Raw genomic sequence first — 13,053 nt, 5'->3', positions numbered from 1 at the left:
CGTCGACCGGGGCCTTCTTCTTGTCCGGGCAGGTAACACCTAGAACTCGGTATTGACCCCGACGCGGAAGACCCGGCCCAGCGGATTGCCTGTGAACGGATCGTAGTTGTAGTCCAGGCGCGCGAAGCTGGGATCTTCATCCGTGATGTTCAACGCGGTGAAGGACACGGTGGTCGCATCGCCAAAATTGTAGATCAGGTTGAAGTCTGTCGTGACCTGGCTGTCGATCGTCGCACCCTGCATCAGCACCGGCGCACCGGGGATGTTGGTATTGGGCGCGAACGGCCCCGTGCCGCTGTCGGCACGCTGATCGCGATAGCTGTCGATATAATTCATCGTCAGCCGCGCATCGAAATTGCCGTAGGTATATTCGACAAATCCGCGCGCCTTCCACTCCGGCACCGGATAGGCGGTCGTCTGGAAGTTCAGGAAACCGACACCGTCGAACCCGTCCTGCACGACAATGCCCTCGACCACCTCTTCACCCAGCTCGTTGCCCAGCATGTAGGTCGCCGTGACGCCGGCATTGAGCTGGCCGCCCAGCACGTCACCGAAGTCGTAATTGACGATGAAGTCGACACCGGAGCTGGTCAGATCGCCGCCATTCACCCAGCCGGTCCGCACCCGGGAGATATTCCCGACAGCGCAGGTTCCGGCGCCAGGCACACCGCCGCCATCATTGAACTGGAAGCGTTCACGCAAGGCGTCGAACGCCGGATCCGTGCAATTTGCAGGATCGCCGAACATCGTCGCCACCATGCCGGAAAGCGGCTCGGTGGTGATCGTGTCCTCGATCTCGTAGCGGAAGTAATCGACACTGGCCGTAAAGGCGCCGGTGTCGATCAGCAGACCGATCGAGTAGTTCGTCGCGGTCTCCGGCGCCAGCGCCGGATTGCCGTAGACATCGACCGGCCGGAAACTGTTCGCGATCACCTGCAGTGACGTCACATTCCGGTCGGACAATTGCTGTGCCGGCGGGCCGCGGAACGTCGTGCCGGCCGAACCGCGAAGGGCGAATGTATCGGTGATCTGCCAGCGGGCGGTGATCTTGGGATCGAAGGTCGATCCGGTCTCTCCGCCATAGTCCTCGAAGCGGGCGGCCAGCTGGACATTGAAATTGTCCGTCACCGGCAGCTGCATCTCGCCGAACAGAGCGTAGACGTCATTGTCAGCTTCCGAGTCGGCATTCGACCCGAGGAAGGCCAGCGCCCCGTTGGGCTGGGCACAGGAGGTCGACCCGGTGACCGGCGTATCGCGGCAGGGATTCACCGCGATATTGTTGTTGTCGCCATAGGTCGCCGCGAACGTGTTCTTGCGGTACTGCGCCCCGGCCCCGAACAGGACCGGCCCGCCGGCCAGCTCCCAGCCGGTATCGCCGGACAGGGTGAAGTCGGCCACGAAAAGCTCGGTCTCCAGGAAGCTGGTCGACTGGACAAAGAACCAGTTGATCAGCTCGGGCGTGTTCGGATTGGCACCGTTCACCTGGTTGCCGAATGGGTTCAGCCAAAGACAGCCGCCCGTCCCGGGCGCCGAGGTCGTCGGATCGCAGTTCGGACCGCCGAAGCCGCGCAGCGCGAGCTGCACACGGTCACCGAAGGAGTCGTATCCGTCGAAATAGCGCTCGAACTTGTGATAGGTCAGCGCGAATTCGAACTGCACGGAGTCCGTGATTTCCGCCGTCAGTCCGGTCGACATCCGGAAGCTCTCGTTCTCGCGGCGGCCGGTCGCCGATCCCAGATCGTCGGGATTGCCGATAAAGGCCGGGTTACCCCCCGCGAGCAGCGGACGGAACAGAAGGGTCGGGAACAGGGCCGCAACGGTACCGGCGGGCACGATGCCCGGATTATTGGTCACCATTTCGATGAAGCCCGGATTGTTTCCCGGAACAATAAAGCCGCTGGGCGACCCGCCGACCGCCGCAATCGCGGACGGCGCCTGCGTGAGCAGGTACATCGGAGAGGTCCGGTAGTGCGGGATCTCGTCATTGCCGTAGAGCAGGCTGAAATCCCATTCGACCGTATCCGAGAGCTCGACATTCAGCTCGCCATAGAGCTGGTAGCGATCCTCTTCCTCAACGAGAGCGTCGAAGCCGGTATACTGCGTCCGGCACCAGCCCGCGGCGGTGACATAGCCGCCCTGGGCCGCACATTGCGGGTCGGCGCGAAGCCCGCCGATCGGCGAAACGCCAACACCGGGGATCACACCCAGCGGCAGGAAGGTCGCGGGGTTGCCGCCGCCAGTCCAGCCACCTTCCGGGTTCGATTCAAAGTCCTGAACCGCGAAGTCGCGATCGACCGCAAGCAGTTCGTCGCGATGCTGATAGCCCCCCGCAAGCAGGATGCTGTAATTGTCGCCCTGACGACCCCAGCTACCGTGGACGGTATAGTCGCCGGAACTGCCGTCGATGAAGGTGTAGTCCCCGCCGACGCGGAAACCGTCCTGGTCGGACCGCGTGATGAAGTTCACCACACCGCCGATGGCATCCGATCCGTAGATCGCCGCCGCACCGTCCTTCAGAATCTCGATCCGGCCGATCGCCGCCTGCGGCAGCAGGTTGATGTCGACGAAGGGAACCCCCGTCCCCGCCGACACCAGGCGCCGGTTGTTGAGCAGGACCAGCGTACGCTGCGGGCTGAGGCCGCGCAGGTTCACCGATGCCATGCCCTCGGTCGCCTGCGACCGGCTGTCGAACTGGTTCGTGTCGCCGATGACGCCGCTGGATACCGGCAGCGCCTTGAGCAATTCGACCGGCGAGGGATTGCCCAGCCGTGCCAGCTCTTCCGATGAGAGGACGTCCACCGGCAGGGCGGCGTCCTCGGGTGTCCCCTGAATAACGGAACCTGTGACGATGATCACATCGTCGTCTTGCGCCAATGCCGCAGAGCCAAGCCCCGCAGTCAACGCAAGGGCTGTCAGCGCGCTGCTCGCACGCATGAGACCCTTCACAGTCATAATCTCCTCCCAGACTGAGCGGTTGCTTATGATTTTTTACATACCGCGCATTCGATTAGAGCAATGAGATTTGACCTCGTCAAGAAAGATACATCGATATATCTAGTTATTATTGGATAATCGAGTTGCCGTTTCCGTAAACGTCAACTTATTTCAGATGACGCGGTTCGCGTACTCCCAACACGAGAATGCAAAGCGCTATTGCCAGGCAAACCATCGACAGGACGAAGACGGGAGCCAGTCCGAGCGTCGCCGCGATCACTCCGCCCACGAGTGGACCAACGGTCGCAACCGAGGTCTCTGCCGTCGTCGACAGGGCCAGGCGCATGGGAATGTCGTCACGGTGGCCGAACTCGAGCACGAGCGTCGTCACGCTCATCATGTTTCCCGACATCGCAGCCCCCAGCCCGAAGAAGGCAAGCAGGAATTGCCAGGGCGCCACGGCCGTGATCATCGCCCCCAGCGAAACAAGCCAGACGATCAGCGTGCCGACGAAGGTGATCCGGAAGCCGTAGCGGTCGCCCATCGTGCCCCAGATCAGGTTGGTCGCCGTGTCCGCACCGAGGAAGGCCAGCGAAAACAGTCCGATCGCAGCCCCGTCCACCTCCATCTGCCGGCTGGCGTGGACGATACAAAAAGGGGTGGCGATCCGGCCCATGGTCGCGAAGACCAGGGAGAGGAGAAAGTTGCGGTAATCCCGGTCGGCCAGCAGCACCGGGAATTCGCGGATGCGGTCGAGCATGCCCGTCCGCGTCTTCACGGTCGGACTGCTGGGCTCGCGCATGAAGATCCACAGCGCGGCCAGGCCGGCACTCGTCAGCAGGAAGGCGACCATGAAGGTCGTCGCATAGCCATTGCCGAACACATTCGGGTCGATGAGATAGACCCCGGCCCACCAGGACAGACCCGCCGCGATCGCCCCGCCGGCGAGGTTGCGCCAGGCCTGTAGCCGTCCGCGCAGGCGGATCGGGATCACCTTGGCCAGCACCACCTGGAAGGCAACACGCTGGGAGCCCAGGAAGAAACCGAACAGGAAGAGGAAGAGGAAAGTCGCCAGCAGCAGGACATGACCGGTCAGGAACCAGCCTGCCAGCGCCAGCCCCAGCAACTGCAGACGCATCAGCACGCCGATCGTCATCGCCGCCGGCATGACGTGCGGGCGATGCTCGATCTGCGCCGCGCCCATGATCGGCGAGGCTATGGCCCCGGCCTGGATCAGCGCCTGCCCCATGCCGACCATGAAGGGCGAGCCGGTCAGCATGTGCAGATAGGCCGGCACGAAGGTCGGCGCAAAGATCAGGCGGAACCCTGTCATGCCCAGCATGCCGTGCGTGAAATGAGCGACGTAATTGCGCTTCAGATTGCCTTCGACAAACCGGTCATAGGCACGCTCCCGCCCCGCACCACCATCCGCGCGAACGCGATTGGCCGCCGGGACGGGACTGTCGGGCTCGGCGCTCAATACCCGGCCAGGCGCGCAAAGCGCTCCCGGTGGAAGGCCGCATTGCCCCAGGCGTTTTCAAGCACCCGCGCCCGCTTGATGTAGAAGCCGGCATGATGCTCGTCGGTCATGCCGATCCCGCCATGCAGCTGGATCATCTCGCGCGAGACCAGGTGCAGCGTGTCGCACGCTGTCGCCTTGGCCAGCGAGACCTTCGCAGCGATGTCGTCACGGTTCGCATCGACCGCCTCAAGCGCACCCTCGACGACCGAACGCATCAGCTCGATCTGGGTGAACTGGTGCGCCATGCGGTGCTGCAGCGCCTGGAAGCGCGACAGGATCTCGCCGAACTGCTCGCGGGTTTTCAGATAGGCCAGCGTGTCGTCGAACGCCTGCACCGCAAGGCCCAGCATCTCGGCCGCGACGCCGGCCCGGGCCCGGTCGAGCACCTGGTCGAGCAAAGCCGCGCCGTCTTCCGGCCCGATCAGCGCATCGCTGTCCAGCCTGACCGCGTCGAAGCGCACTTCGGCATGGCTGCGGGCATCGACCATGTTGCGCGGTGCGCGGCTGACGCCCTTGGCATCCGCCGGCACCAGGAAGAGGCCGATCCCGCTACCGGTCTGCGCCGCAACGACGAACAGGTGCGCGCCATCGCCTTCGGCGACAAACTTCTTGGTGCCGCTTAGCGTCCAGCCATCGCCGGATTTCTCGGCTTTCGTGGCGATCTTCGACGGGTCGTGGCGCGGGCCCTCGTCTACCGCAAGCGCCGCAATGATATCGCCCGACGCGATCTTCGGCAGCCAGGCCTGTTTCTGCGCCTCGCTTCCGGCCAGCAGGAGCGCACTTGTCGCCGCCAGCGCCGTCGTGCCCAGCGGGCTCGCCGTCAGCGTCCGGCCGGTTTCCTCCAGCACGAGGCCGAGGCTGAGATAGCCGAAATCCGACCCGCCATAGGCTTCCGGAATGATCACCCCGGTCCAGCCCATCTCGGCCTGGGCCGCAAAGGCTTTCGGATCAAAGCCGATCGCTTCGCCCGCATCGCGCACCTTGCGGAAAGCGGTCACCGGCGATTGTTCATTGGCCCAGTCGCGCGCCATGTCGCGCAGCATGCTCTGTTCTTCGTTCAGGACGGCCATGTCGTTCTCTCCCCTTCGCCTACTGGTGATCCAGCATCCCGAGGATGCGCTTGGCGATCACATTGTTCTGGATCTCGGTCGTGCCGCCATAGATCGACACGGCCTTGCCCCACAGCCAGCCACGCGTGGCGCCCAGCTCGGCCGGATTGAACCCGTCGCCGGACCAGCCCAGCCCGTTCATGCCCATGATCTCCAGCGTCAGCTCGGCCCGCTCCTGGGTGATGCGGGCGCCGACATTCTTCAGGATGGACGAGCCCAGCGAGATATTGCCGCTCTTGGACTCCAGCATCACACGGCGCGCCGTCGCCTTGAAGGCCTGCGCCTCCATTTCGTGACGCACGATGCGCATGCGCAGATCGGCATCGGCGATCCGGCCCTCCGCATCGGTGCCGACATAATGCTTGGCGATGTCGGAGAGGGACGGCCCCTGGCCACGGCCCAGACTGCCGCCGCCTGACAGGTTGGTGCGCTCGTGCTGGAGCAGGCGCTTGCCGATCGTCCAGCCATTGCCGAGATCGCCGACCAGATTCTCCTTCGGCACTTTCACATCGGTGAAGAAGGTCTCGCAGAAGGGCGAGGTGCCGGAGATCATCCGGATCGGCTTCACTTCAACCCCCGGCGATTTCATGTCCAGAAGGATGAAGGAGATGCCCTCATGCTTCTTCGACGTATCGGTGCGCACCAGGGCAAAGCACCAGTCGGCCCATTGACCGCCGGACGTCCAGGTCTTCTGGCCATTGACCAGCCAGTGATCGCCCTTGTCCTCGCACTTGGTCTGCAGGCTGGCGAGGTCGGAGCCGGCGCCCGGCTCGGAATAACCCTGGCACCAGCGGATCTCGCCGCGGCAGATCGGCGGGATGTGCCGCTGCTTCTGCTCCTCCGAGGCAAACTCCAGCAGCGTCGGCCCGAGCATCATCACGCCCATGCCGCCGATCGGGTTCCACGCGCCGATCTTGCCCATTTCCTCCTGCAGAACCCGCGCCTCGGCAAAGCTCAGCCCGCCACCGCCATATTCTTTCGGCCAGGTCGGTGTGCCCCAGCCCTTCTCGCCCATCGCCCTCTTCCAGCCGACCGCTTCGGGATCGGGATCGGACCCGCCCTCGACAGTGGCGAGCACGTTTTCCTTGCCCACCAGGGATTTCGGGAAATTGGCGGCCAGCCAGTCAGCGGCGTCCTTGCGGAAAGCCTCCAGGGCGTCGGCCGGATTGGTGAGTTCTGCAGTGGCCATGTCTAGTCTCCACTCGGCGTGAACGTGGGAACGGGCGGCGCCCCTTCCTCGCTCGGTTTGAACGCGATCCGCACACGCTGGCCGATGGCCAGGCTGTCGGGATCGCAGTCGACGATATTGGTAAGAACGGCCGGCCCCTCATCGAGCGTCACATAGGCGACCGCGAAGGGCGCGCCCTCGCCGCGGCGCATGACCGAGACCGAATAGATCTCGCCGGCGCCCTCGCTCGTCACCCATTCCGTCGTGTCCGACCCGCAATGCGGGCAGATCGCACGCGGATAGTAGTGCGCCCGGAAACAGGCCCGGCAGTTCTTGATCTTCAGCACACCCTTGGCTGCCGCATCCCAGAACACCCGGGTTTCCGCATTGGGCTCGGGCGCGGGGTATCGACGCTCGCTCATCATTGCCGCTCCAGGATGACGGTGGCCGCACCATGGCGGGCGCCAAGGGATCCGCCGATGCCGGTGGCGACCGCCAGATCGCAATCGGGGACCTGCACGGCCGGGTGCGCTTCACCGCGCAATTGCCGCACCGCCTCGATCACCTTGGTGATACCGCCGCGGAACATGGGATGGTTGGAACACAGCCCGCCGCCATCCGTGTTGAAGGGCAGCTTGCCGGTGCCCGAGATCAGGTTTCCGTCGGCAACGAACTTGCCGCCCTCGCCCTTGGCGCAGAAACCGAGATCCTCCAGCTGGATCAGCACGGTGATGGTGAAGCTGTCATAGATGGAGGCGTATTTGATATCCGCCGGCGTCACCCCGGCCTCGGCGAAGGCCGCCGGGCCCGAACGGGCGGCGGCGGATGTCGTCAGGTCGAGCCCCAGCCCCCCGGACGGTCCTTTCGTCGCCTCACCCGCACCGCGCAGAGCAACCAGCGGACGCTTCAGCGAGCGCGCGATCTCCGGCGCCACCACGACCAGCGCGCCGCCGCCGTCCGTGGTCACGCAGCAATCCAGCCGGTGCAGCGGGTCGGCAATCATCGGGCTTTCCAGCACCTCTTCGACAGTGACCACCTTGGGCAGCATGGCGTGTTCATTGTGCTGGGCGTGATGCGAGGCCGCGACCTTGATCCAGGCCAGCTGCTCCGACGTCGTGCCATGCTCGTGCATGTGCCGCACGGCGCACATCCCGTAGGAGGTATGATTGGTCAGACCGACGAATTGCTCGAACGCGCTTTCCGGCGCGCCCGGCCGGAACCGCATCACGTTTTCCGAGCGCGGCCGGCCGGCCAGCGTGATCAGGGCCACCTTGCACTTGCCCAGGGCAATCGCCTCGGCGGCGTGGGCGACATGCTGGATATAGGTGCACCCGCCCATCTCGGTGGAATCCGTGTGACGGACCTTGAGACCGAGATAGTCGATCATCGAGATCGGACCGAAGCCCGGCGCGTCAGTGGCGCAGAAATACCCGTCGACATCCTCCAGGCTCAGCCCGGCATCGGCCAGCGCACCGGCCGCGCACTCGGCGTGAAGTTGCGGCGTCGACTTGTCGGGCGCCAGGCGGGTGGGGTGTTCGAACGCGCCGGCGATATAGGCGCGGTTACGCAGTGACATGAGGTCTCCTGTAGGTCGGGCGAACGATCATGGCTGGACGCCAGGGCTCTCTTCCGGCTGGGCGGCAGCCGCTTCGGCGGCCTCGCGGGCCTTCAGCGCCTCCAGATTGGCTTCGTGGCTGGACCGGTCGATCCGGTAGAAGTGCAGGAACAGCGCGCCGGCGATGTAGAGGAAGGCAACGCTGGGCACGTAGAGCGTGGCCAGCAGATCCACCGAGGCCGGATCGACGTCGCCCGGCTGGGCGCGCTCGGGCAGGTTCACCACGGTGAGCAGGATGCCGGCCGCCATCAGGCCGAAGCCGGTCACGCATTTCTGCATGAAGCTGTTGGCCGCATAGAACAGACCTTCCGCGCGGCGGCCCGTGCGCAGCGAGCTTTCGTCGATCACATCGCCGATCATGGCGTGCACGAGGATGGCCGAGGAAATCCCGCAGGCGGAATACACCGACAGGATGGCGAACAGAACCGGCAGCAGGAGCGGATCGCCATTCTCGAAAAACAGTCCGTTCAGCCGGAGCACGAACGGTGTCACGCCGAACACGATGGCGGCGACGGCCAGCGCAAAGGCAGCATTCCGCTTGCCCAGCTTTTTCGAGATCAGCGGCGCGGCGACCAGCGCGATCACTGCACCCAGCAGGGGGTCGGCCGCCATGATGGCGAGTTCGCGCGAGTTGAACCCCCAGAACAGGGTGCCGAAATAGAGCGAAAGCGCCGAGGCCATCCCGATCGCGGTATATTTCAGCACGCCGAAGCCGAGGATCGCCAGGAAAGGCTTGTTGCCGAAGGTCCGCGCCATCAGCGCCAGCGTCTCCAGCGGATTGCGCCGTTTGGGCGGCGGCAGCTGGCGCAGATATTTGATGCGGTGGTGTGTGCCCAGGGTCGACAGCAACACGGTCGAGATCATCAGCAACGCGCCAACGAGGCCGAAGGTGAGATAGCCGGCCGGGTTGAGCTGCCCGATCGGATACTCCTCCGTCGGCGCCAGCCAGATCCACAATGCCATCACCGACATGCCGATCCCGCCGAGATAGCCGAAGAAATAGCGATAGGACGCGATCGAGGTCCGGTCGTCGTAATTGGTGGAGAGTTCCGGCGCGAGCGCCGAGCTCGGGATCTCGTAGAGCGTGATGAAGGTGCGCACCAGCGAGGACAGGATCGCCAGGTAGAAGAAGAGATTCCATCCCTCCAGCCCGCCGGGCGGGTGCCAGAGCAGGTAGAAGCTCAGCGCGGCCGGGACCGCGGAGGCATACATCAGCGGATGGCGCCGCCCCCAGCGCGTGCGCAGACCGTCGGAAATCTGGCCGACAATGGGATCGGAGATCGCATCGAAGATGAGAGCAACCAGGATGGCCAGCGAGACCAGCGCGGCCGGCGCGCCGATCACATAATTGTAGAACCAGAGCAGATAGGCCCTGAAGGCCACGTCCTTGACGCCATAGGCCATCGATCCGACGCCATAGAGAAACTTGGTCCGGAACTTCAGGGGCGGCGGCGCCGCGGGCGAAGCTGTCTCAGTCATTTGTCCTCCACAGACATGTGCGGAAGGACAGACACTGACGGCCCCGTCATCGGTGTCGCCCTCCTCCCCGTTTCACGTGTCGCGCCTTTTGGCGTCTTGGTCGCGGCCGGCCCAGCGCCGGCCCTGAAAACTCAGTCGGCGCCGGCCGTTTCCGCGAGTTCGCGGACCGTGTCGGCGATATCCCCGTACTTCTCCAGCGCAGCGTCCTTGAGCTGCGGGATCGAGTAGTCGGGGAAGATGGGATCGGATATATTGCGGTATTCGCGCATGTGCTGGCGCGCCACGGTGACCTTGTGCACCTCGGTCGGACCGTCGGCGATCCCCATCACGAAGGAACCGATCACCTGTGCGGCGAACGGCATTTCCGGGGACACGCCCAGCGAGCCGTGAATGTGCAGGGCGCGGCCGGCGATGTCGCGATAGACCTTGGGCATCAGCGCCTTGATGGCGGCAATGTCCTTGCGGACCTTCTTGTAGTCCTTGTACTTGTCGATCATCCAGGCCGTCTTGAGCACATAGAGACGGAATTGCTCCAACTCCATATAGCTGTCGGCGATCTGCATCTGCACCGCCTGCTTGTCGGCGATCACGCCGTCGCGCGTGCGCCGGCTGGCCGCCCGGCGGCACATCAGATCCAGCGCTCGCTTGCAGGCCCCCACCGTGCGCATGGCATGGTGGATCCGGCCGCCGCCCAGACGGGTCTGGGAAATCACGAAGGCGCCGCCGCGCTCACCCAGGAGATGGTCCTTCGGCACCCGCACACCGGTGTAGCGGACATAGCCTTCCGACCCCTCCTGCTGACCGTAGACGGCAACGTCGCGCACGATCTCCACGCCCGGCGTCTTCGTGGGCACGATGAACATGGACATGCGGCGATAGGGATCGCCATCGGGATCGGTCACCGCCATGACGATCAGGAATTCCGACCATTTGGCGTTTGTGGAGAACCATTTCTCGCCATTGATCACCCATTCATCACCATCCTCGACGGCGGAACAGGTGAACAGGAGCGGGTCGGACCCGCCCTGCGGCTCGGTCATGGAGAAGGCGGAAACGATCTCGTTGTCCAGCAGCGGCCGAAGATACTTCGCCTTCTGATCCTCGGTTCCGTAGTGCGCGATGATCTCGGCATTGCCGGTATCCGGCGCCTGGCAGCCGAACACGGTCGGCGCAAAGGCGGAACGGCCGAGAATCTCGTTCATCAGCCCCAGCTTGACCTGGCCATAACCCTTGCCGCCCAGTTCCGGCCCGAGATGGCAAGCCCACAGCCCCTTCGCCTTCACCTCTTCCTGCAAGGGTTTGACGATGGCGCGGTGCTTGGGATTTTTTACATCGGCCGGATGAAAACCGAGATGCACCAGCGGTTCGACCTTGTGCTTCACAAAACTGTCGATCCAGTCGAGCTTCTCCTGGAAGTCTGGCTCGGTCTCGAAATCCCATGCCATATCACCACCTCCGCCGATCCGTTTTCGTATCTTGGGTACGAGCATACCTGTTTTTTGAAAACCGGCAAGACCGCCCGGTTTATAGGAATTTGAATGGGCCGGATGCGGACACGCGCAACGGACTGTTCAATTTTGAAGACACGGTCCGGTTTTTTCTTGCCTGTGGCCGGTCCGGATGACAAAACCCTGACAGTCGCTCGCCCGCCAATCGCATCGGAACCGGTTTTGATTTCGCACCGCTCTCCCTTCGCCGATCAGCAAGCCAGGTCTTCGAACCCGGTTTTCGAGCACGCCGTCCAGCGCCGGTCGACGCCGGACATCCGAACCCCGATCCGATCACACAAAGAACGAGAGAACCTCCATGCGTGATGCCGTCATCGTCTCCACCGCCCGCACCCCGATCGGCAAGGCCTATCGCGGCGCCTTCAATGCCACGCCTTCGCCGACCCTGGCCGGTCACACCATCGCCGCGGCTGTCGAACGCGCCAAGATCGATCCGGCCGAAGTCCAGGACGTGGTCTACGGCGCCGCCCTGCAGCAGGGCGTGCAGCACACGATCGGGCGCACCGCTGCGCTGCGCGCCGGCCTGCCGGTGACCGTGGCCGGCATGTCGATGGACCGCCAGTGCTCCTCCGGCCTGATGACGATCGCGACGGCTGCCAAACAGGTCATCGTCGACCGTATGGATGTCGTTGTCGCCGGCGGCGTCGAGTCGATCTCCATGGTGCAGACCAAGGACATGCGCGTCGCGCCGGATCCGGAACTCGTCGCCATGCACAAGGACATCTACATGCCGATGCTGCAGACCGCCGAGGTGGTCGCCAAGCGCTACGGCATCTCGCGTGACCGCATGGACGAGTACGGCCTGCAGTCGCAGCAGCGCACCGCCGCCGCCCAGGCCGCCGGCAAGTTCGACGACGAGATCGTGCCGATGAAGTCGACCAAGATCGTCGTCGACAAGGCCACCGGCGAAACCTCGCAGCAGGAGGTCTTCCTCGAAAAGGATGAAGGCAATCGCCCCGAAACCAATCTGGAAGGGCTGCAGGGGCTGAACCCCGTCGTCGAGGGCGGCACGATCACCGCCGGCAATGCCTCGCAGCTGTCCGATGGCGCGTCGTCCTGCGTGGTGATGGAAGCCGAACTGGCCGCCAAGCGCGGCCTGGCGCCGCTCGGCCGCTATATGGGTATGGCCGTGGCCGGCACCGAGCCGGACGAGATGGGTATCGGTCCGGTCTTCGCGGTTCCGAAACTGCTCGAGCGCTTCGGCCTCAAGGCTGACGATATCGGTCTGTGGGAGCTGAACGAGGCCTTCGCCGTCCAGGTGCTGTACTGCCAGGACAAGCTGGGCATTCCGGCCGACAAGCTGAACGTCAATGGCGGCGCGATCTCGATCGGCCACCCCTATGGCATGTCCGGCGCCCGCATGGTCGGCCACGCCCTGATCGAGGGCAAGCGCCAGGGCGCCAAATACGTCGTCATCACCATGTGCGTCGGCGGCGGCATGGGCGCAGCGGGCCTGTTCGAAGTCCTCTAGGCGCGGCTTCGGCACAAATGAAAAGGCGCGCGGGACCGGCCTGCGCGCCTTTTTGTTGCCGGGAATGGGAGAAGCTGAGGTAGCCCCCTTTTTTCCCGGCTGGACACCCGGCGAAAGCCGGGCGGAAGCGCCGGGATCGACGGGAAACACATCGCTTGAAATGATCTTCGGTCGGTCCCGGATCTGCAGCCTGCCTGCGCAGGCCTCCGTCCGGGAAAAATGAGGCGGTTGGGAGAAATGAGGCGGT

9 protein-coding genes are annotated in these 13,053 nt (G+C 64.3%); 1 reads left to right on the top strand and 8 read right to left on the bottom strand.

The window, feature by feature from the left end; translation table 11 throughout:
• Positions 1-39: 39 nt before the first annotated feature.
• From JJ918_RS15455 to JJ918_RS15420, 8 genes are all read right to left on the bottom strand, one after another.
• Complete coding sequence (locus tag JJ918_RS15455) at positions 40-2,934, bottom strand: TonB-dependent siderophore receptor (protein WP_291889306.1); 2,895 nt, start codon at positions 2,932-2,934, stop codon at positions 40-42.
• Between the two features lie 166 nt (positions 2,935-3,100).
• Positions 3,101-4,414 (bottom strand): MFS transporter, encoded by a 1,314-nt coding sequence (locus JJ918_RS15450; RefSeq protein ID WP_291889305.1) that lies wholly within the window; start codon positions 4,412-4,414, stop codon positions 3,101-3,103.
• Positions 4,411-5,526: an acyl-CoA dehydrogenase gene (locus JJ918_RS15445; RefSeq protein ID WP_291889303.1), complete on the bottom strand. Its 1,116-nt coding sequence runs from the start codon at positions 5,524-5,526 to the stop codon at positions 4,411-4,413. Before JJ918_RS15445 ends, JJ918_RS15450 begins: the two co-directional genes overlap by 4 nt.
• A gap of 19 nt (positions 5,527-5,545) precedes the next feature.
• A complete protein-coding gene (locus JJ918_RS15440) occupies positions 5,546-6,754 on the bottom strand; it encodes an acyl-CoA dehydrogenase family protein (protein ID WP_291889301.1) in 1,209 nt (402 codons plus the stop codon).
• Between the two features lie 2 nt (positions 6,755-6,756).
• A complete protein-coding gene (locus tag JJ918_RS15435; protein ID WP_367277724.1) occupies positions 6,757-7,158 on the bottom strand; it encodes a Zn-ribbon domain-containing OB-fold protein in 402 nt (133 codons plus the stop codon).
• Positions 7,155-8,309 carry a thiolase domain-containing protein gene (locus JJ918_RS15430; protein ID WP_291889297.1) on the bottom strand — a complete coding sequence of 385 codons (1,155 nt, stop codon included), beginning with the start codon at positions 8,307-8,309 and terminating at the stop codon, positions 7,155-7,157. Before JJ918_RS15430 ends, JJ918_RS15435 begins: the two co-directional genes overlap by 4 nt.
• 27 nt (positions 8,310-8,336) lie before the next feature.
• Positions 8,337-9,827, bottom strand: a complete 1,491-nt coding sequence (locus tag JJ918_RS15425; protein WP_291889294.1) for an MFS transporter — start codon at positions 9,825-9,827, stop codon at positions 8,337-8,339.
• 131 nt (positions 9,828-9,958) lie between these two features.
• Positions 9,959-11,272, bottom strand: a complete 1,314-nt coding sequence (locus JJ918_RS15420; protein WP_291889291.1) for an acyl-CoA dehydrogenase family protein — start codon at positions 11,270-11,272, stop codon at positions 9,959-9,961.
• Positions 11,273-11,633: 361 nt separating this feature from the next.
• Between JJ918_RS15420 and JJ918_RS15415 the strand changes: the two genes are divergently transcribed.
• Positions 11,634-12,806 carry an acetyl-CoA C-acyltransferase gene (locus JJ918_RS15415; protein ID WP_291889289.1) on the top strand — a complete coding sequence of 391 codons (1,173 nt, stop codon included), beginning with the start codon at positions 11,634-11,636 and terminating at the stop codon, positions 12,804-12,806.
• Positions 12,807-13,053 lie beyond the last annotated feature (247 nt).

The organism is Maricaulis sp., from assembly GCF_017642925.1.
In the GTDB taxonomy this organism is placed as follows: Bacteria; Pseudomonadota; Alphaproteobacteria; order Caulobacterales; family Maricaulaceae; genus Maricaulis.
Note: the sequence above shows the minus strand (reverse complement) of the source record. Positions and strands in the feature narration are given on the sequence as shown.

Coding starts and splice junctions, on each gene's coding strand:
- JJ918_RS15455 (WP_291889306.1), bottom strand. CDS start 2,934: ATGCGTGCGAGCAGCGCGCTGACAGCCCTTGCGTTGACTGCGGGGCTT.
- JJ918_RS15445 (WP_291889303.1), bottom strand. CDS start 5,526: ATGGCCGTCCTGAACGAAGAACAGAGCATGCTGCGCGACATGGCGCGC.
- JJ918_RS15440 (WP_291889301.1), bottom strand. CDS start 6,754: ATGGCCACTGCAGAACTCACCAATCCGGCCGACGCCCTGGAGGCTTTC.
- JJ918_RS15435 (WP_367277724.1), bottom strand. CDS start 7,158: ATGATGAGCGAGCGTCGATACCCCGCGCCCGAGCCCAATGCGGAAACC.
- JJ918_RS15430 (WP_291889297.1), bottom strand. CDS start 8,309: ATGTCACTGCGTAACCGCGCCTATATCGCCGGCGCGTTCGAACACCCC.
- JJ918_RS15425 (WP_291889294.1), bottom strand. CDS start 9,827: ATGACTGAGACAGCTTCGCCCGCGGCGCCGCCGCCCCTGAAGTTCCGG.
- JJ918_RS15420 (WP_291889291.1), bottom strand. CDS start 11,272: ATGGCATGGGATTTCGAGACCGAGCCAGACTTCCAGGAGAAGCTCGAC.
- JJ918_RS15415 (WP_291889289.1), top strand. CDS start 11,634: ATGCGTGATGCCGTCATCGTCTCCACCGCCCGCACCCCGATCGGCAAG.